Genomic DNA, 24,758 nt, shown 5'->3' on the forward strand with positions numbered 1-24,758 from the left:
GCACTTTTATTGCTTATTTGGATAGTCTACTAAGACTCAAATTATCAGAGATTGCTAAAACGGCATCCGCCTGATTCAGAGAGTAAAAATGCAATCCAGGCGCACCTGCCACTAAGAGCTGATCACACAAGTCGGTAACCACCTCTTCTCCAAACGCACGAATGGAGGCAACATCATCACCGTATGCTTGCAATCTCAAACGAATCCAACGCGGAATTTCTGCACCGCACGCATCGGAAAAACGAAGTAGCTGAGTGCTATTCGTAATCGGCATGACGCCAGCAATCACTGGCTGTGTAACGCCTAATTTATAAGCGTCATCAACAAAACGAAAGTACGCATCGCTATTATAAAAATATTGCGTCACGGCAGAGTTTGCCCCTGCCTTCATCTTTTGCACAAAAAAATCAATGTCTGTTACAGGTGACTTTGCCTGAGGATGCGTTTCTGGATATGCCGCTACATCAATATGAAACCAGTCACCTGTTTCTGCTCGAATAAATTCTACTAACGCATTAGCATGATGAAACTCGCCATACTGACCCATGCCTGATGGCAGATCACCCCTCAAAGCCACAATACGCTTAACGCCCAAAGCTTGGTATTGCTTCAACATGTCACGCACACTGTCGCGTGAACTACCTACACAAGATAAATGGGGGGCAACGGCTGCACCAGCAGCATGAATATCGCTCACCACTTTTAATGTTCCAGATTGAGTAGAGCCACCGGCACCAAAAGTTACGGAATAAAACGCGGGTTTGAGTGACTCACTCAAACGCTCGCGTACGAGATGCAACTTACTCTCACCTTCAGGTGTTTTTGGAGGAAAGAATTCGACGCTTAATTCCATAATATTGGGCCTGTGTATCTATTAATCAAAGTCTACTAACGACTAAACTAAAACTGCAAAGCAAGTTATTAATAACGGTAGTGGTCAGTCTTGTATGGACCTTCCTGCATTACGCCAATATAGCTAGCTTGCTGCTCAGACAATACGGTTAATTGTGCGTTCAGCGTCTTGAGCTGCAATCGCGCAACCTTCTCATCGAGGTGCTTTGGTAGGGTGAAAACACCCACTGGATACTTATCCGTACCGACAGCGCTCCACAATTCAATCTGTGCAATTACTTGATTAGCAAATGAAGAGCTCATCACGTAAGAAGGATGGCCCGTACCGCAACCGAGGTTCACTAAACGGCCCTTGGCCAAAATAATGATGCGCTTTTCAGGGTTACCATTGGCAGCAGGGAAAATCACATGGTCCACTTGTGGCTTGATTTCTTCCCACTTGTACTTCTCGATACCAGCGATATCAATTTCATTATCGAAGTGCCCGATGTTACAAACAATGGCTTGGTTTTTCATCTTTGCCATGTGATCATGCGTAATCACATGATAGTTACCAGTTGCTGATACGAAGATGTCTGCCTTATCAGCAGCATAGTCCATCGTCACCACACGGTAACCCTCCATAGCTGCCTGCAATGCACAAATTGGATCAACTTCGGTGACCCAAACTTGAGCAGATAAAGCACGCAACGCTTGTGCAGAGCCCTTACCCACATCGCCATAACCACAAACAACCGCAACCTTACCGGCAACCATTACGTCCGTTGCACGTTTGATCGCATCAACCAAAGACTCGCGGCAGCCATAGAGGTTATCGAACTTACTCTTTGTAACGGAGTCGTTCACATTAATTGCTGGGAACTTAAGTTCACCCTTAGCAAACATTTGATACAGGCGATGTACGCCAGTAGTGGTTTCTTCAGTCACGCCCTTTACTTTTTCTAAGCGGATAGAGTACCAAGTTGGATCGATTGCTAATTTCTTTTTAATCGTTGCAAATAATATTGTCTCTTCTTCACTCGTTGGGTGACTAATACAGTCCTGATCTTTTTCAGCACGTGCACCGAGGTGTAACAACAAAGTAGCATCGCCACCATCATCCAAAATCATATTGGTAAAGCCACCATCAGCCCACTCAAAAATTCGATGGGTGTAATCCCAATACTGCTCCAAAGTTTCACCTTTAATAGCGAATACAGGTGTGCCATTGGCAGCAATTGCTGCCGCTGCATGATCTTGGGTAGAGAAAATATTACAAGAAGCCCACTGCACTTGAGCGCCGAGAGCCTCAAGTGTCTCGATCAATACTGCTGTTTGAATAGTCATGTGCAAGGAGCCTGTAATACGCGCTCCACGCAATGGTTGTTGTGCGGCAAACTCATCACGAATGGCAACCAAGCCAGGCATCTCAGTTTCAGCAATGGCAATTTCTTTACGGCCAAAATCAGACAAAGTAATGTCGGCAATTGCGCAACGAGTTGCCACAAAGTTATTTAAGTCGGTAACGGTATTCATTAATGCTCCAGCTAAGGACGATTCAACGCTGGAGTAGATACTCGCTAGCCATTGAATCATGGGTTAGCGAGCGCAGTTGCAATTAGCAAATCCTGTTTGGGGACCCGCTCCCTTCAAGCCTGGGGAAACACTGGTTCACAGCATTCCTTGCAACGCTCCTTGAAGGTATGCCGAAATTGTAATCAATTTCGGCATATTTGGCTTCGTTTTTACAAATTACCGCTTACAGACCAGCTGCTGCGCGTAATGCTGGGGCCTTATCACACTGCTCCCATGTAAATTCTGGCTCTTCACGACCAAAGTGGCCGTAGGCTGCTGTCTTTCGATAAATTGGGCGCAAGAGATTAAGCATTTTGACAATGCCTTTTGGACGCAGGTCGAAATGCTCTGACACCAACTGTGCAATCTTTTCATCAGAGATCTTGCCAGTGCCAAAGGTACTAACCATCACTGACGTCGGTTTAGCTACACCGATGGCATAAGAGATCTGAATTAAGCACTTACTTGCCAAACCAGCAGCAACCACATTCTTAGCAACATAACGTCCAGCGTATGCAGCGGAACGATCTACCTTAGATGGATCCTTACCGGAAAACGCACCGCCACCGTGTGGGGCTGCGCCGCCATAAGTATCAACAATGATTTTACGGCCCGTTAAGCCACAATCTCCCTGCGGACCGCCAATAACAAAGCGACCAGTTGGGTTGACCAAGAAATTGATCGCGCCCTTAATAAGGTGCTTAGGCAATACGGGTTTAATAATTTCTTCAATGACGGCTTCCCGTAATTTCTCTAGCGAAATTTCTTCATCATGCTGGGTAGAAAGGACTACGGTATCAATAGAATCAGGCTTGCCATCAACGTAACGTAAGGTCACTTGTGACTTTGCATCTGGGCGCAACCAATTTAAACGGCCATCGCGGCGTAATTGAGACTGACGCTCTACCAGGCGGTGTGACAAATGAATGGGCAGCGGCATCAGCTCTGCAGTCTCATCGCAGGCATAACCAAACATGAGGCCTTGGTCACCAGCGCCCTGATCTAGGCCATCGTCATGCGCCTTATCAACACCCTGAGCAATATCTGGACTCTGCTTATCGTACGCCACCAAAACAGCACAGCCTTTGTAGTCAATACCGTACTCCGTATTGTCATAACCAATCTCACGCAGTGTATTGCGCGCAACTTGGATGTAGTCAACATTTGCATTGGTGGTGATTTCACCTGCGAGCACAACTAAACCGGTATTGCACAAGGTTTCAGCCGCAACGCGTGCTGTTGGATCTTGAGCCAAAATGGCGTCCAAGATCGAATCAGAAATTTGATCTGCTACTTTATCGGGGTGACCCTCAGAAACGGATTCCGAGGTAAAGAAGTAATCATTTGCCATTGTTTTTTCCTTTAAAAAAATTAACACGATCTATGGGACAACTCGACGTGCCAGGAACCACAACGGCGACGCTTTAGCAGAATTTATGAATCGCCCTGCAAGTTGCCTTAACTCAGCGATAACGAGATATTAACTGAAAATGGCCATATTGATCAAGGCTGATTGAAAAATTGGCACTCAGGCCCGCATTGAATATCATAGAAGTGTGCGTAAAATTTTTCTGAAGCTAACCCTACAAGCGATTGCCCTATCGCCACTATGCCTCGTGCAGGCAATAGGGGCATTTTTAGGGGTTTTAGCCTATGTTGGCTCTAAGCAATACCGCTCACTGTTTCGGTCCCAATATGAAATCGTCGTCAAAAGCCAAGATTTACCGCTCCAAATATGGCGTGCGGCTGCGGCATCAGGCCAACTGTTCTCAGATAGCCTATGGATTTGGCGTAATCCTACAAAAGCACTCAAGCTGGTTGAGATACAGGATTGGACAGTTGTAGAGAAAGCGATTCAAGAAGGGCATGGCCTGGTCATGCTGACGCCCCATTTGGGGGGCTTTGAAATTATTCCAAGAGTCTTGGCTCAGCACTTCCCCGCAACCATTCTCTACCGCCCCGCACGCCAAGCCTGGCTGAATGAGGTCATTGAGGAGGGGCGCGCCTATCCCAATATGCATTTCGTTCCCACTAATCTGCACGGCGTTCGTCAAATGACCCGCGCCCTAAACCGGGGTGAAGCCATTGGCATCCTTCCAGATCAAGTGCCTAGCGGCGGAGAGGGCGTTTGGGTACCATTTTTTGGTCGGTCGGCCTACACCACCCCTCTACCAGCACGCCTAGCCAACCGCAATAACACCCCAGTCATCATGTTTACTGCCAAACGCAAAGCGCTAGGTAAGGGCTGGCTAATGCAAGCTAAACGATTGGAGCCGCTATCTGAGGACCCGACAATTGCAGCTGCCGAACTCAATATTGCGATTGAGAACGCCATACTAGTGGCGCCCAATCAATTCATCTGGGCATACAACCGCTATAAACATCCTAGCGGCGCTCAATTACCGCCAAACCAATAGCATCACTTTTTCAGCATGAGCGATGCGCCCATAGTTACTCTGATTACTCAGCCAATAACTAATTGACAATGAATAGCGTCGTCGTCCATTGGGGCACTTGTTCGCAAAAGACCCGCAGGGTACTATTGGGAACATAACTGCTTTAAATATCGACCACCTAGTGAGCTAAGTCTTTACAAATAACTGGAATTTTTTTGAGTACAAATTTAAATAAGCCCGCACGCAAACTCCGTTTTACCAAAATGCATGGTGCCGGCAATGACTTTATTGTGCTCAATGGCATCGATCAAGATCTGAGTGATATCCGTCCCGAGCAATGGCAAAGACTGGCTCACCGTCAATTTGGTATTGGTGCAGATCAAATTTTATTGGTTGAAAAATCTACGCGCTCGGATGCTGATTTTCGTTATCGAATTTTCAATGCTGATGGTGGAGAAGTAGAGCAATGCGGCAACGGCTCACGTTGCTTTGTACGCTTTATTCAAGATCAAGGACTTTCAAATAAAAATCCTCTGCGCGTTGAAGTCGCTCACACCATTCTTACTTTGAGATCCCATTCAGATGGCCAGGTTGAGGTCAATATGGGAGCGCCTATTTTTGAGCATAGCCAGATTCCGTTTGATGCAAAAGGCCTCTCCAGCCTGCAAGAATTTCATGAAACGCTCTTTGCGCTTCACCTTAAGAAGCCTGCCCCACACGATAGTTGGATTGGCGTTGTGTCTATGGGAAACCCGCATGCAGTTCAGGTAGTGGGAGATATTAATAGCGCACCTGTTTTAGAGGAAGGGCCCTCTATTGAGAGTCACGTCGCCTTTCCGAAAAGAGTGAATGCAGCTTATATGCAGATTCTCAATCGCAATGAAATTCAATTGCGCGTCTATGAGCGTGGCGCCGGCGAAACCCTTGCCTGTGGTACAGGCGCATGTGCCGCTGTAGTCTCCGGTATACGCCGAGGCTTACTGCACTCGCCCGTTCAAGTGCACACGCGTGGGGGCGACCTCACGATAGCTTGGGAAGGCATCATCAATGACATCATTCAGCCAGTGATCATGACTGGGCCCGCAGTGACTGTATTTGAGGGTGAGACGACGATCTAGCGGTAAGTAAGACTGCCTGATTTTTTAGATGCCGTATTGCTCACGGTAAGTCTTTACAGCAGGCAAATAATCTGTCAGCACAGCATCACTTGATGTAGTTAAAAAGGACATCAGATCAGCGAGGTTGGCGATGGCAATGACGGGTATCCCAAACTCTTCTTGCACAGCCTGCACAGCAGACTTCTCTCCGACTTCTGTTGCCGTGCCTGATTTTTCCATGCGATCTAGTGCAATTAATACCGCCACGGGCTGTGCTCCGGCCGCCTGAATTAAAGCTACGGATTCACGGACAGAAGTTCCAGCAGAGATCACGTCGTCAATAATGACAACCTTTCCCTTGACTGGGGCGCCCACTAAGGAGCCGCCCTCACCATGATCTTTTGCCTCTTTGCGGTTATAGGCATAAGGCACATTGCACCCTGCATTAGCCAATGCAATTGCAGTGGTAGCGGCTAGAGTAATGCCTTTATAGGCAGGACCGTAGAGCATGTCATATTCAATATTAGATTCTTGTAGCGCTCTAGCGTAATACCCGCCTAGGGCACTTAAGCGAGCGCCATCGTTAAAGCCGCCCGCATTAAAGAAATAGGGTGATAAGCGACCCGCTTTAGTTTTAAACTCCCCAAAGGATAAAACGTTTGCCTCCAAGGCAAAACGAATAAAGTTTTCTTGATTAGAATTTTTTGAGCTCATAGGCCTATATGTTACGCATCATTTCTGCCAACCTCAACGGGATCCGTTCTGCAGTCAAAAAAGGCTTTCTACCATGGGTTTCCCAGCAGCAGGCAGACTTTGTTTGCATGCAGGAACTCAAGGCACAGCACAACGATCTGGAGGACGCCATCCTCAATCCTGATGGCCTGCATGGCTTCTTTCATCATGCTGAAAAAAAAGGATACAGCGGCTGCGGCATCTATACCCCTCATAAGCCTGATGAAGTGCTCTATGGCTATGGTAATCCTGAGTTTGATGCAGAGGGCCGTTATGTCGAGGTGCGCTACCAAAAGCTATCTGTGATCTCGGTATACATGCCATCTGGGTCAAGCTCGCCAGAGCGGCAAGAGGCCAAATACCGCTATCTGGATTCTTTTTTACCCCATCTGATTGCACTGAAAAAATCTGGCCGTGAAATTGTGCTTTGTGGGGACGTCAATATTGCCCATCATGAGATTGATCTCAAGAATTGGAAAGGTAACCTCAAAAACTCAGGATTCTTGCCTGAGGAACGAGCCTGGCTTACCAATCTATTTAATCAAGTAGGCTATGTCGATGTCTACCGAAACCTAGAGCCTAAGGCAGGTGAGAATTGCTACACTTGGTGGAGCAATCGAGGCCAAGCTTACGCCAAAAATGTCGGCTGGCGTATTGACTATCACATCACGACTCCAGGAATCGCTGCTAGCGCTAAGCGAACCTCCGTCTACAAAGAGGAGCGCTTCTCAGATCATGCGCCACTCACCGTTGACTACGATTGGACTATTTAGTCCAGCGCAGCATCATGCTGCTTGATCTCTACCACCTTAAAGTACATGGCAAGCCAAATCAGAATTAAAACGGGAGCGCCAATAATAGCGGTCCCAATAAAAAAAGTTTGATACCCAAAGGTATCCACAAATACGCCTGAGAATCCAGCGAGCCACTTCGGCAATAAGAGCATCATCGAACTAAATAAGGCGTACTGCGTCGCGGAGTATTGAATATTGGTTAATGATGATAAAAAGGCAATGAAGGCTGCAGTTGCAATGCCGGAGCTCAGGTTATCTGCAGAGATTACCCATACCAACCCTTGTAGATCGTGACCCTGAGTTGCTAACCAGGCAAATAATAAGTTACTCACCGCAGACAAAATGGCCCCCAGAAACAAAACGCGCATCACACCAAATCGCAATGTAAATACACCTCCTATAAAAGCGCCCACTAAAGTCATGATGACACCAAATACTTTGCTCACTGCAGCCACTTCATCTTTGGTGTAGCCCATATCCACATAAAAAGGATTGGCCATAATGCCCATCACAACATCACTGATGCGGTAGATTGCAATCAAAGCCAAAATTAAAACCGCATGCCAACGATAGCGAGTAACAAAATCTGCAAATGGCTCTACCAGCGTTTGATGAAGCCAGGCTTTGGCATTACGTACTTTAGATAGCTCTAGTTTTAGAGGCTCTTTGCTCAACAGCGTTGTAATAACGCCTACGCTAATGGATAAGGCCATGCACAGATAAGCAAACTGCCATGCACTAGGATCGTAGGTTCCGCCGCCGCCCTCAACTCTAGCTGCTAGCCACAACACGCCGGCACCAGACCAAATTAAAGCTAGCCGATAACCGGTTTGGTACGTGGCCGCTAAAGCAGCTTGATGATCAGTGCTGGCAGATTCAATCCGAAAGGCATCTAAAGCGATGTCCTGGGTAGCCGATCCAAAAGCAACCAAAAGGGCGCACCACACCATAGGCGTTAGTTGCGAGCGAGGATCAATGCTTGCCATGCCTATCAGCCCCAGTATGACCAGCGCCTGTGCAAATAAAAGCCAGCTACGTCTTCTGCCTAATAGCTTGGTGAGTAATGGAATAGGAAGGCGATCGACTAAAGGTGCCCATAGCCATTTAAAGGCATAAATTAAGCCTACCCACGTGAGGTAACCAATCGTACTGCGATCAATACCCGCCTCTCTTAACCAAAAGCTCAGTGTTCCTAAAATAAGTAGAAGAGGTAAGCCAGCAGAAAAGCCCAGAAAAAGCATCCGCAAACAAGGCCATTCAAGATAAACACGGAAGTCCTTCAACCAGGACCGAGTATTTACAAGTCTCGCCTTAAGCACGGCGAATGCGGAAAAGTGCAAGGCTTCCAAACAGATTAGGCATCAAGGTCACCTGTCGACCCTCATGCAAAATACATTGATCTAAAACCTTAAGCCCTAAGCTGGAAGCCAATTTTTCAAAATCTGCAACAGTAAGAACACGGACGTTGGGGGTGTTGTACCACTGATAAGGCAAGCTTTTAGAAACCGGCATACGACCCAAACCGACTGCCAAACGATGTGACCAGTGGCCAAAGTTTGGAAAGGATACGATCGATTCTTTACCAACACGAACTACTTCGCTCAAAATCTTTTCAGTCTCATGAATGGTTTGGAGTGTTTGCGATAGCACTACAGTATCAAAGCTATTGTTCTCGAAGAGGGCCAAGCCTCCTTCCAGATTTTGCTGAATGACATTCAAGCCTTTTTGCACACAAGACAGTACACGTGCATCATCAATTTCAACGCCATAAGCATGCACTGGCTTTTGCTTTTGCAAATACTCCAAGAAACTACCATCGCCACAACCCAAGTCTAGTACTTGGCTGTTGGGGGCAATCCACTGAGCAATGGCAGCGAAGTCTGCGCGCTGCATACTCATGATGGGGTCCTCAGCATTTGCTCAAAATAGGCTCGAATCAAGCGATGATAGCGTGGGTCATCTAATAAAAATGCATCGTGACCATGCGGCGCATCGATCTCTGCATAACTCACTTCGCTCTTGTTGCTTAGTAATGATTCCACAATTTCTCGACTACGGTTGGGCGGAAAGCGCCAATCTGTTGCAAAGCTCACCACCAAAAATTTAGCCTGCACCTCGGCTAAGGCGCGATTCAAACTGCCTTCATAACGACGTGATGGATCAAAATAGTCTAAGGCTCGCGTAATCAGCAAATAGGTATTGGCATCAAAATATTTAGAGAATTTATCGCCTTGGTGACGCAAATAACTCTCTACCGCAAACTCAACACCAAAACTAAAGCGATAGTCATGCGACTCGCCCTCTGGTCGCTGTAACTCACGACCAAATTTTTCAGCCATATCGTCATCAGATAAATAGGTAATATGCCCCACCATCCGCGCCAATCTCAAACCATTTTTAGGCACTACGCCGCGCTCATAATAGTTTCCACCATGAAAATCAGGGTCAGACAGAATCGCGTTACGAGCTACTTCGTTAAAAGCAATGTTTTGAGCACTGAGTTTTGGGGTAGAGGCAATCACCAAGCAGTGCGCCAAGCGTTTTGGAAACTGAATAGCCCAAGCTAATGCTTGCATGCCTCCTAAGCTTCCACCCATCACAGCAGCAAAGCGACGAATACCTAGTTTGTCAGCCAAGCGCGCTTGGGTGTTCACCCAATCTTCTACGGTGATGACTGGAAAATCTGCGCCATAAGGCTTTTTAGTCACTGGATTAATGCTCATTGGACCCGTTGATCCAAAGCAAGAGCCCAAGTTATTGACACCAATCACAAAGAAGCGGTCTGTATCCACAGGCTTGCCAGGGCCAATCATATTGTCCCACCAGCCGATGTCATTCTCATCATCGGGACTGGGGCCCGCCACATGATGGGAGGCATTCAGTGCATGACAAACTAATACCGCGTTACTTTTATCGGCATTGAGTTTGCCGTAGGTTTCTATGACTAAATCATAGCCCGACAATATGGCACCACTTTGCAAAGGCAAAGGCTCGGCAAAGTGAATAGTGTTTCTAGAGAGGTGTAACTCGCTCATTCGGACAGAAGAAGGCGAAGGCTCATATCAGATGCATCGGTTGGTAGCTTTTTAAAGCCACTTCGAGCAAAGCGATGCCAACGACCCAGAACATAGCTCATCAACATCGTGGCCCGAACACTGATCTCATCTTGAGTCACATTAGCCCAAGATCCTCCCTGGGTTTGTGCAATGCGTAGCGTCTGCTTCAGAGATGCCTCAACACGATCAAGCACCTGAGTAATGCGCTCTTGCAGACGATCATCCTCTTGAAATAATGCGTCACCCAAAAGCACCCGGGTCATTCCTGGATTTTTTTCTGCGAAGAACAACAGCATCTGCAAGATACCTCTTGCTTGAGCCAAGCCAGATTCTTCTTTTTGATTAATTTGATTAATTAAGCCAAAGACTGTTTGCTCAATGAAAGCAATCAAGCCCTCAAACATTTGTGCCTTACTGGCGAAATGACGATATAGGGCTGCTTCAGAAACTTGAATTTTTGCTGCTAAGGCAGCTGTTGTCACACGCTCACCTTTTGGATTTTGCAACATCTCCGCCAACACCTGCAGAATCTGCAAGCGCCGCTCTCCGGGACGCGGGCGTTTACGCACTGTGCCTGCATCAGCAACGCTTGCCTCAACTCCCGATGTCATTTCTAAAGGATCGCTCATATGGATATCTGTGGTTTTATTCTTAACGTGAACGAATCATGGTTCCGAATGCTTGCTCGGTCAGAATTTCCAGCAACAAAGAGTGCTCGATACGCCCATCAATAATGTGCACTGAATTTACACCGCTCTTGGCTGCATCTAATGCAGATGATATTTTTGGCAGCATACCGCCGGAGATGGTGCCGTCAGCGAATAGGCCATCAATTTCACGTGCCGTTAAATCAGTAAGTAGCTTGCCGCTCTTATCCATTACGCCAGGAATGTTGGTCATCATGACTAATTTTTCGGCATGCAAAATTTCTGCCATTTTGCCGGCGACTAAATCGGCATTAATGTTGTAGGCCTGACCCTCTTCACTAAACCCAATTGGAGAAATCACCGGAATAAATGCATCGTCTTGCAAGGCCTTCACCACCGCAGGATTAATTGCTTCAATCTCTCCGACAAAACCTAAATCGATCGTGCCGCCAACATTCTTTTCATCGGCAACAAGCATTTTCTTCGCCCGAATGAGGCCGCCATCCTTACCAGTTAAGCCAACGGCCTGACCGCCAAAGTGATTTATGAGCATCACAATATCTTGCTGGACTTCGCCGCCAAGAACCCACTCCACTACTTCCATGGTTTCTTCATCGGTCACCCGCATACCCTGAATAAAGGTGCCGGTCTTACCTATTTTTTTCAAGGCCTCATCAATTTGTGGGCCGCCGCCATGCACCACTACTGGGTTCATGCCAACGAGCTTTAGCAAGATAACGTCGCGTGCAAAACTTTCCTTAAGGCGCTCTTCCACCATGGCGTTTCCGCCGTACTTAATAACAATGGTTTTTCCGTGATACGCACGAATGTAGGGTAGAGCCTCAGCTAAGATCTCCGCCTTAAGTAAGGGGGAAATTTCACTAATAGATGGTGATTGCGTAGTCATTGCCGCTTTAATATTCAGTCTAGTAAATTAATCGCCAAATAATTTTTGACGAAGCTCACGACGCTCTTGCGCCTCAAGCGATAAATTCGCTGTTGGTCTGGCAATCAGACGATTCAAACCAATCGGCTCACCAGTCTCTTCACACCAGCCGTAATCACCTGAATCAGTGCGGGCTAGAGCCTGCTCTACTTTTTTCAATAGCTTACGCTCGCGATCGCGAGTACGCAATTCCAGTGCATGCTCTTCTTCAATGGTTGCGCGATCAGCGGGATCGGGAACCAAAATATTTTCACGCAGGTGCTCGGTTGTTTGAGAAGCATTTTTCAGGAGATCGTTTTTTAGGGTCAATAACTTTTGACGGAAAAAATCTACCTGGGATGTATTCATATAGTCCTTCTCAGACATCTTTAATAACTCTGCCTCAGTTAAGGGGGTCAATGGCGCGACCTTTGCTGCCTTACTGCTTGCTTTTGCAGTAGCTGTAGATTTCGCTGGTGTTTTTACCGTCATTTCATTCTTTCCTGGATTTGAAGCATTATTGCTTCATTCTGCCAAAGTTTTACTGCCCTTTGATGAATAATCATCAATACTGCCCGTGGCCGAGGATTGTACTAGAGATTTATCAAGCCAAACAGCCTTCAAGTCCTGCTAATAGTGTGTCCTTAGGCAAATCGATGCCAATAAATACCATGCGGGTTTGTTTAGCCTCTGTGCCCCATAAACCCGCCATATCGCTCCCCATCATCTGGTGGACCCCCTGAAACACCACTTTATGCTTGCTACCCTTCACATAAAGCACTCCTTTATAGCGCAGCATCTTCTCGCCAAAGACCTCCAAAATGCCTCCAAGGAAATCCTCTAGTTTTTTATGGTCAAAGGGTTTATCACTACGAAAAACGAAAGATTGAATCCGATCAGTATGGCCAGCATGGCCATGATGATCCTGACTATGGTCGTGTCCACACGTACTGTGGTCATGGTCATGATCCTCTTGTTCCAAAAAGTGGGGATCAATATCTAACTTGGCATTTAAATTAAAGCCCTTGAGATCTAAAACAGCGTCCAAAGGCACGATTCCCTTGGAGATTCCCTGAATCGGTGCACGGGGATTCATATGCATTAAGCGACTACGTAAGGCATCCACTTCGGCAGGGGTTACCAAATCCGTCTTGGTGATAAAGATTTGATCCGCAAAGCCAACCTGCCGCTGCGCCTCCTCGTGCTCATTTAGTTGATGCTGGCCATGCTTAGCATCAACTAAGGTAATCACTGCATCCAAGACATAGTGGTCTGCAACGTCGTCGTCCATAAAGAAGGTTTGGGCTACCGGGCCTGGATTAGCCACTCCGGTAGTCTCTATCACTACGCGTTCAAAACTAATCTTTTTGTCTCGACGCTGCTCCCAGAGTGTGTTCAGGGCCTCTACGAGATCTCCGCGAATAGTGCAACAAATGCAGCCGTTGCTCATCTGCACAATATTTTCTTGGTTATCCTGAACCAAAATATCGTTATCAATATTTTCTTCGCCAAACTCATTCTCAATCACAGCAATTTTTTTGCCATGTTGCTCGGTCAGAATATGTTTAAGTAAGGTAGTTTTACCGCTACCCAAGAAACCCGTCAGAATTGTTACCGGAATTAATGCCATTTACGATCCAATCAAAATCTAGTGGTGATGCAAGCGAGACACCTATCTTGCAGTGCTTTCCCTAAAGAGGAAACCTAATATCTTAACCATTTCCTCAGCCTTTGCCAGCCTTTGCGCGAGGATGGGCTTTATCGTATGCCTGGGCTAAGTGCTGAAAATCTAAAGAGGTATAGATCTGGGTGCTAGAGATGCTGGCGTGACCCAACATCTCCTGTACTGCCCGTAAGTCTTGAGAGGACTGTAAAACGTGGCTAGCAAAGCTGTGGCGCATCATATGTGGGTGCACGTGCGTTGGTAGACCTGCCCGCATCGCCAAGGTACGCAAACGGGCTTGCACGGTACGGGCCGATAAGCGGGCACCTGCGGCCGAAACAAACAAGGCATCGGCCTCCTTAGCCCGCTCAGCTTGATCTCTCAACGTGCGCCATTCTCTCAGGGACTGCATTGCTGGAGCGCCAACAGGAACAGATCGACGCTTTCCGCCTTTTCCTAAAACAGTCACCTCTGCCGCATCCCAATCCAACCACCCTGCCGACTCATGCTGCCGATCTTTGCTTGGCATGACATCAATACCCAACAGCTCAGATAAGCGCAAACCCGAGGAATACAACAAATCAATGATGGCCGCGTCACGCACCGTCTCAAGATCCTGCTTTTTGGCAGCCTCTTCAATGGCTTGATTAATTAAAGAAAGTACCTGCTCAACTGACAATGCTTTAGGTAAAGACTTTAAGCGCTTGGGGGCTTTGACGTCATCTACTGGATTGGCAACTAGATTTTGAGTAATGCGCCCTGCTAGCGCATCGCGGCGGGCATCTTTTTCGGTGAGCCAGTGATACCAACCACGCCAAGCTGATAAAGCTCTAGCAATAGTTCGAGATGATTTATTTTTCGAATGCAAGCGCCCCGCCCACCGACGTACGTGCGCATTACTCACTTTAAATAACTCTACTGAGTCTTCCGCAGCAAAGGTCTGAAGTTGGCTTAAGTCCATGCGGTAGGCTTTAAGCGTGTGAGGTGAAAGCTGCCTCAGTACATGCAGTTCCTGCAGATACTCTTGAACGAGTGGGTGAAGATCAGCTAACGCTTGGCTCATAGGCCTGAATACGATCCAAGGCAGCAGCAACTAGTTCAGCAATCTGACGTAAGTAGAAGGCTCCCATATCCGCTGTAAAGCGGGTTTCATCCTTACTGGCTAATAACAAAACTGCCGGTAATTGCGTAGCTCCAATACTCTTACCTAAAGGCAAGCCAATGGCAACCATGCTTTGCCACTCAGCATCAATCTTTACTTGAGTTGCCAGTAAATCAACACTGGCAGCAGCCAACTCTTTTGCAGAGCCACATAAGGGTGCGTTAATCCATGACTCAAAAGCTGAATGTGGATCTAGTATTTGTACTGACTCCACTTCAAACACTTCTGCTAGGCCTGTTTTGACAGCCACTTCGACATCCGCTTTATTGTTTGCGCCCATGAGGCGCAGCAACCAAGCAACCAAGCTTTGTTGAGTTTTATCGTTTCGACTACCAAAGTGCAACATCTCGCTCAGACGACGGTTCAACTCTTGATTCTGGGTGCGCAACAACGTCATCTGGCGCTCTTGCAATGAAATCGCACGGTCTTCATGGGGGTGCTTTAGGCGGATCTCATTTAAGAGATGGGCATATCGCTCGAAGAAACCTGGCGTAGCTCGCAACCACTCCGCTACCAATTCCTCTTGCTCAGCCTGCTTTGGATCTATTGCGCTCATTTATTTTTTTACCTTATTTTTAGCAGGATTCAACTTAGCTTTTTACGCAGCAGTTCATTTACTTGTCCTGGATTGGCCTTGCCCTGCGATGCCTTCATGATTTGGCCCACCAATGCATTAAATGCCTTTTCTTTACCAGAGCGAAACTCTTCAATCGATTTTGCATTTGCGGCCAACACTTGATCAATGATGGTTTCAAGTGCACCGCTATCACTAATCTGCTTTAGACCTTTACTATCAATAATATGATCAACAGTGCTGATGGCCTGGCCATTGCTAGCCTCTCCCCATTGAATTGCAAAGATATCTTTAGCAATCTTATTGGAGATAGTGCCGTCTGCAACACGAGCCAGTAAGGGCGCTAAATGCACAGCTCTTAATGGTGACTTAGCGCCAGCAATACCTGCACGGTTTAATGCCGAGGCAAGCTCCCCCGAAATCAAATTGGCTGCTGCCTTTGCTAAAGGTTTTCCAACAAGCGCCAATAACTCTTCAAAAAGATTTGCAGTGTCACGATCTTGCGTGAGTAACTGCGCATCATAAGCACTCAAGCCAAACTCACTTTGCCATTGATCGCGCAGTTGGGCTGGCAGGGCTGGCATATGGCTACGCACCTCGGAGATCCATGCCTCATCAATCACGACCGGCAATAAATCAGGATCCGGGAAGTAGCGATAGTCATTAGCATCTTCCTTACTACGCATACTTCGGGTTTCTTGGCGATCTGGGTCATACAAGCGGGTCTCTTGCACTACTTTACCGCCGTCCTCAATCAACTCAATTTGGCGTCGCACTTCATATTGAATGGCCTCTTCCAAAAAGCGAAATGAGTTGAGGTTTTTGATTTCACAGCGGGTACCAAATTCTGCTTGGCCCATGGGCCTGACTGAAACATTGGCATCACAGCGGAAAGAACCTTCCTGCATGTTGCCATCACATACGCCCAACCAAACTACAAGGGTATGCAACGCTTTGGCATAAGCAACTGCTTCGGCCGCACTTCGCATAACCGGTTCGGTCACAATTTCTAATAAAGGAGTGCCTGCACGGTTCAAATCTATCCCGCTAGATGCTTCGCCATGCGGCCCCAAAAAACCTTCTTCATGAACAGACTTACCTGCGTCTTCTTCCATGTGAGCACGCGTAAGTTCAACTACTTTCACTTGGTCGCCCACCAGAATTTCTAGATGTCCGCCAATAACTACCGGCAAATCCATTTGGCTAATTTGGTAGCCTTTGGGAAGGTCTGGATAAAAATAATTCTTGCGCGCAAAAATACTTGCTGGTGCAATTTTGGCATTGACTGCCAAGCCAAAACGAATGGCGTGTTCAACCGCCTGGCGATTTAACACAGGCAAAACTCCAGGCAAAGCCAAGTCCACTGCACAGGCCTGCGTATTCGGTTCGGCACCAAAGTGCGTACTTGCACCGCTAAAGATTTTCGATTGGGTTTGTAGCTGTGCGTGGGTCTCTAGACCAATGACGATTTCCCATTCCATCATGACGCCTCACTTGCTTGACGCAAATGCCAATCACTCGTTAATTGATATTGATGCGCGACTTGCAATAAGCGCGCCTCAGAAAAATAATTGCCAATCAATTGCATGCCAATCGGTAGGTTTTTTTGATTAAAGCCACAGGGCACACTCATTGCTGGTAAGCCTGCTAAATTGGTAGAAAGCGTATAGATATCTTCTAAATACATTTGCATAGGATCTTGAGATTTTTCCCCTAAACGCCATGCAACATCTGGTGCGACAGGGCCAAGAATGACATCACACTGCTGAAATGCAGCCTGAAAGTCTGCTGCAATAATGCGACGAATTTTTTGCGCCTGTAAATAATAGGCATCGTAGTAACCGTGACACAGTACATAAGTGCCTATCAAAATGCGCCGCTTTACCTCAGCTCCGAAACCCTCGGTACGAGACTTCTTATACATATCAGATAAGTCACGGTATTCCTTTGCTCGGTGTCCATAGCGTACGCCATCAAAACGACTGAGGTTGCTTGATGCTTCTGCTGGCGCTAATACGTAATAGACCGGTATGGACAGCTTCGTTTTTGGCAGACTGACTTCAATTAGTGTCGCCCCTAAATTCTGCAATACATGCGTCGCTGCATTAACAGCATTGGCTACGTCTTGGGCAAGACCCTCTGCAAAAAATTCTTTCGGCAAACCAATTCTCAAACCTTCAAGTGGTTTTGCGGGGTTTACGCTTTCTGTTCCCCAAGTCTGATTTAAATAGCGCCCGTAATCTTCACCTGAATCCGCCAATGAAGTGGAGTCTCGCGGATCATGCGATGACATTGCCGTTAAAACTAAAGCGCAATCCTCTGCCGTCTTACCCATTGGTCCGGCCTGGTCCAAAGAGGATGCGTATGCAATCATGCCGTAACGAGAAACGCGCCCATAACTAGGCTTGATGCCAGTTAAACCACAAAATGCGGCAGGTTGTCGGATAGATCCGCCGGTATCGGTTCCGGTGGCAATTGGCGCTAATCCAGCCGCCACAGCTGCAGCCGAACCACCAGAAGAGCCACCCGCTACGTATTCTGAATTCCACGGATTGAGCACTGGCCCATAGGCTGAGTTCTCATTTGAAGATCCCATTGCAAATTCATCCATATTGGTCTTGCCTAGGCAAACCATTCCGGCGCCCCTAGGATTCGATTGATTCGGTATGCCTAAATTGGCGACTACGGTGGCATCAAAGGGGCTGAGGTATCCCTCAAGCATTTTGGATGCGGCTGTTGACTTCCAGCCGCGGGTAACAAAGACGTCTTTATGGGCAATAGGAATACCGGTCAATTTCCCAGCATTACCGGATGCTAATATTTTATCCGCTTCAGATGCTTGCTCTAAACTTAAGTGAGCACTTACATCAAGGTAAGCATTCCACTGCTTTCCGCCTTCAATGCGGTCTAAAAAATACTGGGTCAGCTCAGTAGAGGACACTTCTTTAGCAGCCAGCGCTTTTGCCATTAAGGCGATCGGGGTTTGGTGCCAGCTCATTCAATTACCTTTGGAACTAAGAAATAACCCTCTTGGGTGGCGGGGGCAGACTGCATGTTTTCACTGCGCTGGTCTGATTCAGTCACTTGGTCTGAACGAAGGGGCTGGGCCAAATCACGTAAGAAGAGGATAGGGTGCGCTAAGGGTTCGAGGCCACTGGTGTCTACAGACTGCATCTCCTCCACTAGCGAAAAAATAGCCTGTAGCTGGGGTAAAACCGCCTCGGCTTCTGCTTGACTTAACTCAAGACTGGAAAGGTGCGCAATGCGCTGAACATCATCAAGTTTCATGGGGTGCTGGGGTATCATTCATATATATATTTTTTAACACTTACTATTCTCCCACTACATCATGTTCGGTTTTTTTCGCAGCTACTTTTCTAATGACCTAGCCATTGACCTAGGCACCGCTAATACCTTAATTTACATGCGTGAACGGGGTATTGTGCTTGACGAACCTTCCGTTGTGGCAATTCGTACTGAGGGCGGCCCAAATGGCAAAAAAACCATTTTAGCCGTCGGTAAGGAAGCAAAAGCGATGTTAGGGCGGGTTCCAGGCAATATTGAGGCTATTCGCCCCATGAAAGACGGCGTCATTGCCGATTTCACGATTACCGAGCAAATGCTCAAGCAATTTATCAAGCTGGTACACGAGAGCAAACTCTTAAGACCAAGTCCACGCATCATTATTTGCGTTCCTTGTGGATCGACCCAAGTTGAGCGTCGCGCTATCCGTGAATCAGCACTAGGCGCAGGGGCCTCACAGGTGTTCTTGATCGAAGAACCAATGGCAGCTGCTATTGGTTCAGGTCTACCTGTTTCTGAAGCGGCTGGATCTATGGTGGTGGATATTGGTGGCGGCACAACTGAAGTTGGCGTGATGTCACTAGGTGGCATGGTCTACAAAGGCTCAGTGCGTGTTGGTGGCGACAAGTTTGATGAGGCTATCACGAACTACATTCGACGCAACTATGGCATGTTAATCGGCGAGCAAACTGCCGAGCTCATCAAGAAAACGATTGGCTCCGCATTTCCGGGTGCCGAAGTGCGCGAGATGGAAGTGAAGGGTCGCAATCTTTCTGAAGGTATCCCACGTAGCTTTACCGTCACTAGTAACGAAGTCCTGGAGGCTTTGACCGATCCTTTGAATCAAATTGTGACTGCAGTCAAGGCAGCCTTGGAGCAAATACCTCCAGAGTTAGCCTCTGATATTGCGGAGCGCGGCATGATGTTGACCGGTGGTGGCGCATTGTTGCGTGATCTGGATCGCTTACTACTTGAAGAAACAGGTTTGCCAATCCATGTTGCAGAAGATCCCCTTACTTGCGTCGCTCGTGGTTGCGGTATCGCCCTCGAACGCATGGACAAGTTGGGTGGAGTGTTCTCTCAAGAGTAATCGGCATACGCGTCGATCCGGGCATTGCGAAATAACGCTCCTCCGCTTTTTAGACAAGGCATTCCTGCATTAGTCAAACTGATTGTCTGCCTATCAGTCAGTGCAGCATTAATGCTGATTGATTTTCGATTCAAGGCACTAGATCCTATACGCAACAATCTTAATTGGTTATTGCGACCACTTGAGTATGCAATGATGATGCCCCGAAATGCTTATGAGGCGTCATCAGAGTATTTCACTACTCGCGGCACACTGGATCAAGAAAATCGAGACATGCGAGTGCGCCAAGCTGAGCTATCTTTGCTTGCTAACCAATCTGAATTTCTGTTAATTGAAAATCAAAACTTACGTCAACTCATGGGACTGCAAAAGCAAGTGCCATTTAAAACATTACCAGTTGAAATCTTATTTAATCCGCCTAATCCAATCTCACAGCGAATTGTTGTGAACCGCGGTAGTAGTGGTGGACTCAATCTGGGCAACCCAATCGCAAATGATGAAGGCATCCTAGGTCAAGTTGTTCGCCTGTATGAAAACTCTGCCGAAGTGTCTCTTCTTGAGGATCGCGACTTCGCTGTACCAGTACAAATAGCTCGCAATGGCCTCAGAGCTGCGGTTTTTGGGGCGGGGCGAGGAAACCCCCTTGAGCTTCGCTATCTTCCGATAGCCAGCGATTTAGAGGTGGGGGATGTGCTGATTACCTCGGGTATTGACGGAATATATCCGCCAGGATTTGCAGTGGCGGTCATTAGCCGTATCGAGCGCAATGCCGATAAAAATTCTGCAAACGTATTTTGTGTTCCTGCCGCCCCAGTCAATCGCTATCGCCAAGCCCTTGCTCTTCTCTATGACCCTCAGTGGGATGCAAAAGCATCAGCCGCTAGCAATAATTCGGGGGCAGTCCAAACCAATGCGCCGGGACGTCGCCAAACTCGTGCGCGAGGAATGCAATGATTGATTTTCAAAGCGGCTATATTCTGCGTCCGGTTAATCCGATCTTTATTTACTTTAGCTTGCTCTGCGCACTACTTTTAAATCTTTTGCCCATTGGTAATTACAGCTGGGTGCCAGACTGGCTCATTATTTGTATTGTGTTCTGGAATATCCATCAACACCGTTACGTGGGGGTTATTACCGCTTTCATTCTTGGCCTGCTAATGGATGTTCATAACTCTGATCTGCTAGGCCTGCACGCATTTAGTTATACATTGGTAGCCTATCTTGCGATTTCTTGGCATCGACGCATCGTTGCGTTGACGGCTCCTACACAAGCACTACATGTACTACCTATGTTCTTGCTAGTCTCTCTATGCCCAGTCTTGGCGCATTGGATTCTCAGCGGTGAGATTTATTGGTGGGCACTCACGGGCACCGTTCAGTCTGTTATTGAGGCGCTCTTGTGGCCATTGGCAACTCGCGTTTTGCTATCTCCACAACGTCGACCAATCGATGTTGACCATAATCGTCCTCTCTAACTATTGGTATGGTTTCATTTAAAAAACCAAATCTCGATTCATTTCAAGAGCGCATACATATTGCGACCTTGTTTGTCACATTCTGCTTCTTAATACTTGTAACACGCTTGGTATGGCTGCAATTAGTCAATCACGGTAAATATGCCTTACTGGCCGAAAATAATCGCATTGCCATCGTTCCTGCACCAGCTAATAGAGGCCTGATCATAGATCGTAACGGGATTGTGATTGGTCGAAACTACTCAGCACTAACCCTTGACGTCAACGCTGGTGAGATAAAGGGAAATGTAGATGAATTGATCGACGAAATTTCCCAAATCGTATTGATCTCCCCTAGAGATCGTCGTAATTTCAAGCGGTCTCTTGAAGATTCTCGAAAAATGGGTACTTTTCCCCTTCGATCGATGCTGACCGAGGCTGAGACTGCCCGTTTTATGGCAAATCGCTACCGATTTCCCGGGGTGGAGATTCGGGCACGCAGCTTTAGAGAGTATCCCTATAACGAACTAGCCTCCCACCTTATTGGATATATCGGGCGCGTTTCTCTAAAAGATAAAGAGCGCATGCAGTCAGAGATAGAGAGCGCTAAGGCCGATGATCCCGATGCCCTTCAGACCTCCTTTCTACCCGGCATTCAGTACGTTGGAAAAATTGGTTTAGAGCAAAGCTATGAAAGTGTATTACGTGGCTCACCAGGATACGATCAAGTAGAAATCACCGCGGGTGGTAAACCTGTCAGAACCTTATCAAGCTCCCCATCTGTGCCGGGTAAAAATATCGTGCTATCGGTTGATATCAAATTACAGTATTTAGTAGAGCAACTCTATGGCAATTTCCGCGGTGCATTTGTTGCGATCGAGCCTCAAACGGGCGACATATTAGCGTTTGTTTCGAAGCCCAACTTTAATCCCAATGATTTTGTTGAGGGCATTGATTCAGTCACCTGGAAAGAGTTAAATGATTCCCCGCAAAAGCCGCTTTATAACCGGCCACTTAAAGGCATTTACCCACCAGGATCTACTTACAAACCATTTATGGCATTGGCCGCTCTAGAGACAAAAAAACGTACGCCGTCACAATCCATCTCTGATCCTGGTTATTTTGATTTTGGTAACCACACCTTCCGCGACGATAAAAAAGGTGGGCATGGCATTGTGGATATGCAAAAGTCTATTGTCGAGTCCTGCGACACTTACTACTATCTACTTGCGCGCGATATGGGCGTAAACATGATGCATGACTTCATGAAGCCATTTGGCTTTGGTCAAATTACAGGCATTGATTTAAAAGGTGAATCTCGAGGCATCTTACCCTCCACCGAGTGGAAAAAAAATACCTTCAAAAAACCAGAACAGCAAAAATGGTACGAAGGCGAAACGATCTCTTTAGGAATCGGACAAGGCTATAACGCATTTACTATTTTGCAATTAGCTCACGGCATGGCTAACATGGCTAACAACGGCATCGTGATGAAGCCACACCTTGTAAAAGCAATTGAAGACCCCTTCACCAGAAATCGCACCTTAACCACTCCAAAAGAAAGCTATCGAATTGACCTCAATCAGGAAAATATTGAAGTCATCAAAAAAGCGATGGTTGAAGTCAATAATTCTGGAACTTCCGCATCTGTGTTTAAGGGGACTAGCTATCAGGTTGGCGGGAAGACAGGAACAGCACAAGTATTTAGTTTGAACTCTAAGGAGTACAACCATAGTTCTACTGCAGAGTTTTTGCGAGATCATGCTTTATATATTGCTTTTGCACCTGCGGATAAACCCACTATTGTGATCGCGATGGTGGTAGAAAATGCGGGCTTTGGTGCGCAATACGCTGCACCGATTGCGCGTAAGGCGCTTGATTTTTATATTGAAGGTAAATGGCCTAAGGAGATTCCTGAATGGAAAAGAGCGCCATAAGCAAAGCTAAAAAATTATTCTTTAGTATTTTTAATGGGCTAGATCCACAGCTAGGCTATATTCTACTTGGGTTAGCGACCGTTGGCTTTATTACCTTTTTATCTGCCAGTCAAAATACGCCCGTGCGATTTGGGGATGAACTGCGTAACCTTGCGCTCTCATTTTTAGTAATGTGGACTATCTCTCGCATTCCACCCAAATGGCTAGAGATGGCAGCAATATGGATTTATGGAATCGGTATTGCCTTACTTGTTGCAGTAGCAATATTCGGGCTTATTAAAAAAGGTGCGCGGCGCTGGTTAAATATTGGACTGATTATTCAGCCCTCAGAAATTATGAAAATTGCCATGCCACTAATGTTGGCTTGGTATTTTCAAAGACGGGAAGGCATTCTTAAAACGTGGGACTACGGTGTAGCGGCAATTATTCTTCTCATTCCTGTAGTGCTGATTGCTCGTCAGCCAGATTTAGGCACTGCTTTACTGGTTTTTGCCGCCGGTATGTATGTGATCATTTTGGCAGGCATGCCGTGGAAATGGATTTTGCCCTTTATTGGTCTTGGCGCTTTTGGAATTATCCTAATTGTTATCTTTGGTAACACTATTTGTGCGCCTGATATTACCTGGCCTTTTGTTCATAACTATCAAAAACATCGTGTCTGTACCTTATTAGATCCTAGCAGTGACCCCCTCGGAAAAGGATTTCATACGATTCAATCGATGATCGCTATCGGCTCTGGTGGTTTTTTTGGCAAGGGCTGGTTTCAAGGAACGCAATCCCACCTTGAATTCATTCCCGAGAAACATACTGACTTTGTATTTGCTGTTTTCTCAGAAGAGTTTGGCCTTCTTGGAAATCTAGTTTTGTTAGCCCTCTTCTTTGCCCTTGTTAAAAGAGGTTTGGCCATCTCCGCTGGTGCGCCTAATTTATTTACTCGCCTATTAGGCGCTGCTGTCACACTTATTTTCTTTACTTACGCCTTCGTTAATATCGGTATGGTGAGCGGCTTACTGCCGGTCGTAGGCGTTCCACTTCCCTTTATTAGCTATGGAGGCACTGCTTTAGTCACCCTTGGATTTGGGGCGGGTATATTAATGAGCATTCATCGCCACCGACGACTGGTACAGAGCTAAATAGTATTTTGTGTTTCGGCAGGCGACTACTCTAGTTCTTTGGCTAACAAAAAAGCCCGGCATGCCGGGCTTTTTCATTTACAAGGATAAAGATTACTTCTTACGCTTGTTTACTGAATCTTTAAATGCTTTACCAGCTGAGAACTTCACTGTCTTAGCGGCAGCAATTTTGAGTGGCTCGCCAGTTTTTGGGTTGCGGCCCATACGTGCAGCACGTTTACCAGAAGAGAATGTACCAAAACCAATCAGTTGAACTGAGTCGCCTTTAGTAACAGCTTTAATGATAGTTTCGATAGCGGAATTTAATGCAAATTCAGCTTTAGCTTTTGAGATTTCAGCATCGCCAGCAATCGCTGCGATTAGTTCTGCTTTGTTCAAGTGAAACTCCT

General features: G+C 46.8%; 25 protein-coding genes and 1 riboswitch. Of the genes, 8 read left to right on the forward strand and 17 right to left on the reverse strand.

Annotated features, from left to right (window positions below; genetic code table 11):
- Positions 1–13 precede the first annotated feature (13 nt).
- The 3 genes from metF to metK all read right to left on the reverse strand — a co-directional run bounded on the left by metF (position 14) and on the right by metK (position 3,757).
- Positions 14–853 carry a methylenetetrahydrofolate reductase [NAD(P)H] gene (metF, locus tag QUD86_RS08940; RefSeq protein WP_286296805.1) on the reverse strand — a complete coding sequence of 280 codons (840 nt, stop codon included), beginning with the start codon at positions 851–853 and terminating at the stop codon, positions 14–16.
- A 68-nt stretch (positions 854–921) separates the two neighbouring features.
- Positions 922–2,367 (reverse strand): adenosylhomocysteinase, encoded by a 1,446-nt coding sequence (ahcY, locus tag QUD86_RS08945; protein WP_286298743.1) that lies wholly within the window; start codon positions 2,365–2,367, stop codon positions 922–924.
- A gap of 61 nt (positions 2,368–2,428) precedes the next feature.
- Positions 2,429–2,534: riboswitch (S-adenosyl-L-homocysteine riboswitch) on the reverse strand.
- A gap of 56 nt (positions 2,535–2,590) precedes the next feature.
- Positions 2,591–3,757, reverse strand: coding sequence for a methionine adenosyltransferase (gene metK / locus QUD86_RS08950; RefSeq protein WP_100379865.1), 1,167 nt, complete (start codon positions 3,755–3,757; stop codon positions 2,591–2,593).
- 205 nt (positions 3,758–3,962) lie between these two features.
- On the opposite strand from metK, the gene QUD86_RS08955 reads away from it, so the two are divergent.
- Entirely contained in the window at positions 3,963–4,823 is an 861-nt protein-coding gene (locus QUD86_RS08955) for a lysophospholipid acyltransferase family protein (protein ID WP_286296808.1), read from the forward strand.
- 242 nt (positions 4,824–5,065) lie between these two features.
- On the forward strand, positions 5,066–5,920 hold the full coding sequence (dapF, locus tag QUD86_RS08960; RefSeq protein WP_286298746.1) for a diaminopimelate epimerase: 855 nt from the start codon (positions 5,066–5,068) through the stop codon (positions 5,918–5,920).
- A 24-nt stretch (positions 5,921–5,944) separates the two neighbouring features.
- On the opposite strand, the gene pyrE is transcribed toward dapF, so the two are convergent.
- On the reverse strand, positions 5,945–6,613 hold the full coding sequence (gene pyrE, locus QUD86_RS08965; protein WP_286296809.1) for an orotate phosphoribosyltransferase: 669 nt from the start codon (positions 6,611–6,613) through the stop codon (positions 5,945–5,947).
- Positions 6,614–6,621: 8 nt separating this feature from the next.
- On the opposite strand from pyrE, the gene QUD86_RS08970 reads away from it, so the two are divergent.
- Positions 6,622–7,404, forward strand: coding sequence for an exodeoxyribonuclease III (locus QUD86_RS08970; protein WP_286296812.1), 783 nt, complete (start codon positions 6,622–6,624; stop codon positions 7,402–7,404).
- Here the strand turns inward: QUD86_RS08970 and QUD86_RS08975 are convergent.
- The 12 genes from QUD86_RS08975 to gatC form a co-directional block, all read right to left on the reverse strand.
- Positions 7,401–8,744 carry an AmpG family muropeptide MFS transporter gene (locus QUD86_RS08975; protein WP_502928902.1) on the reverse strand — a complete coding sequence of 448 codons (1,344 nt, stop codon included), beginning with the start codon at positions 8,742–8,744 and terminating at the stop codon, positions 7,401–7,403. The genes QUD86_RS08970 and QUD86_RS08975 overlap by 4 nt on opposite strands.
- Positions 8,737–9,324: a methionine biosynthesis protein MetW gene (metW, locus tag QUD86_RS08980; protein ID WP_286296818.1), complete on the reverse strand. Its 588-nt coding sequence runs from the start codon at positions 9,322–9,324 to the stop codon at positions 8,737–8,739. Before metW ends, QUD86_RS08975 begins: the two co-directional genes overlap by 8 nt.
- Positions 9,321–10,460, reverse strand: coding sequence for a homoserine O-succinyltransferase MetX (gene metX / locus QUD86_RS08985; RefSeq protein ID WP_286296819.1), 1,140 nt, complete (start codon positions 10,458–10,460; stop codon positions 9,321–9,323). Before metX ends, metW begins: the two co-directional genes overlap by 4 nt.
- Positions 10,457–11,110, reverse strand: a complete 654-nt coding sequence (gene slmA, locus QUD86_RS08990; RefSeq protein WP_502928867.1) for a nucleoid occlusion factor SlmA — start codon at positions 11,108–11,110, stop codon at positions 10,457–10,459. Before slmA ends, metX begins: the two co-directional genes overlap by 4 nt.
- A 22-nt stretch (positions 11,111–11,132) precedes the next feature.
- Positions 11,133–12,035: an acetylglutamate kinase gene (argB, locus tag QUD86_RS08995; protein WP_286296821.1), complete on the reverse strand. Its 903-nt coding sequence runs from the start codon at positions 12,033–12,035 to the stop codon at positions 11,133–11,135.
- Positions 12,036–12,062: 27 nt separating this feature from the next.
- Complete coding sequence (gene dksA, locus QUD86_RS09000) at positions 12,063–12,440, reverse strand: RNA polymerase-binding protein DksA (RefSeq protein WP_286298751.1); 378 nt, start codon at positions 12,438–12,440, stop codon at positions 12,063–12,065.
- Between the two features lie 217 nt (positions 12,441–12,657).
- Positions 12,658–13,683, reverse strand: a complete 1,026-nt coding sequence (locus tag QUD86_RS09005) for a CobW family GTP-binding protein (RefSeq protein WP_286296823.1) — start codon at positions 13,681–13,683, stop codon at positions 12,658–12,660.
- Between the two features lie 94 nt (positions 13,684–13,777).
- On the reverse strand, positions 13,778–14,779 hold the full coding sequence (locus QUD86_RS09010) for a tyrosine recombinase XerC (RefSeq protein ID WP_286296825.1): 1,002 nt from the start codon (positions 14,777–14,779) through the stop codon (positions 13,778–13,780).
- On the reverse strand, positions 14,760–15,434 hold the full coding sequence (locus QUD86_RS09015) for a DUF484 family protein (RefSeq protein WP_286296826.1): 675 nt from the start codon (positions 15,432–15,434) through the stop codon (positions 14,760–14,762). The genes QUD86_RS09010 and QUD86_RS09015 overlap by 20 nt, the downstream gene beginning before the upstream one ends.
- A gap of 29 nt (positions 15,435–15,463) precedes the next feature.
- Positions 15,464–16,933: an Asp-tRNA(Asn)/Glu-tRNA(Gln) amidotransferase subunit GatB gene (gatB, locus tag QUD86_RS09020; RefSeq protein ID WP_286298754.1), complete on the reverse strand. Its 1,470-nt coding sequence runs from the start codon at positions 16,931–16,933 to the stop codon at positions 15,464–15,466.
- Positions 16,933–18,450 carry an Asp-tRNA(Asn)/Glu-tRNA(Gln) amidotransferase subunit GatA gene (gatA, locus tag QUD86_RS09025; protein ID WP_286296829.1) on the reverse strand — a complete coding sequence of 506 codons (1,518 nt, stop codon included), beginning with the start codon at positions 18,448–18,450 and terminating at the stop codon, positions 16,933–16,935. The genes gatB and gatA overlap by 1 nt, the downstream gene beginning before the upstream one ends.
- The gene (gene gatC / locus QUD86_RS09030; RefSeq protein WP_286296831.1) at positions 18,447–18,740 is read right to left on the reverse strand and encodes an Asp-tRNA(Asn)/Glu-tRNA(Gln) amidotransferase subunit GatC; all 294 of its coding nucleotides are present in this window, start codon (positions 18,738–18,740) and stop codon (positions 18,447–18,449) included. The genes gatA and gatC overlap by 4 nt, the downstream gene beginning before the upstream one ends.
- Positions 18,741–18,801: 61 nt before the next feature.
- Between gatC and QUD86_RS09035 the strand changes: the two genes are divergently transcribed.
- From QUD86_RS09035 to rodA, 5 genes are read left to right on the forward strand one after another with little or no spacing between them, the layout of a single operon-like run.
- Positions 18,802–19,845 (forward strand): rod shape-determining protein, encoded by a 1,044-nt coding sequence (locus QUD86_RS09035; protein ID WP_286296833.1) that lies wholly within the window; start codon positions 18,802–18,804, stop codon positions 19,843–19,845.
- A 24-nt stretch (positions 19,846–19,869) separates the two neighbouring features.
- Positions 19,870–20,799, forward strand: coding sequence for a rod shape-determining protein MreC (gene mreC / locus QUD86_RS09040; RefSeq protein WP_286296836.1), 930 nt, complete (start codon positions 19,870–19,872; stop codon positions 20,797–20,799).
- A complete protein-coding gene (gene mreD, locus QUD86_RS09045) occupies positions 20,796–21,320 on the forward strand; it encodes a rod shape-determining protein MreD (protein ID WP_286296838.1) in 525 nt (174 codons plus the stop codon). Before mreC ends, mreD begins: the two co-directional genes overlap by 4 nt.
- Before the next feature lie 8 nt (positions 21,321–21,328).
- Positions 21,329–23,236 carry a penicillin-binding protein 2 gene (gene mrdA, locus QUD86_RS09050; RefSeq protein ID WP_353506528.1) on the forward strand — a complete coding sequence of 636 codons (1,908 nt, stop codon included), beginning with the start codon at positions 21,329–21,331 and terminating at the stop codon, positions 23,234–23,236.
- Complete coding sequence (gene rodA / locus QUD86_RS09055; protein WP_286296839.1) at positions 23,218–24,369, forward strand: rod shape-determining protein RodA; 1,152 nt, start codon at positions 23,218–23,220, stop codon at positions 24,367–24,369. The genes mrdA and rodA overlap by 19 nt, the downstream gene beginning before the upstream one ends.
- A 93-nt stretch (positions 24,370–24,462) precedes the next feature.
- Here the strand turns inward: rodA and QUD86_RS09060 are convergent, their stop codons facing one another.
- Positions 24,463–24,747 (reverse strand): HU family DNA-binding protein, encoded by a 285-nt coding sequence (locus QUD86_RS09060; protein WP_100379884.1) that lies wholly within the window; start codon positions 24,745–24,747, stop codon positions 24,463–24,465.
- Positions 24,748–24,758: the final 11 nt, after the last annotated feature.

Source organism: Polynucleobacter sp. TUM22923 (assembly GCF_030295705.1).
Lineage (GTDB): Bacteria > Pseudomonadota > Gammaproteobacteria > Burkholderiales > Burkholderiaceae > Polynucleobacter.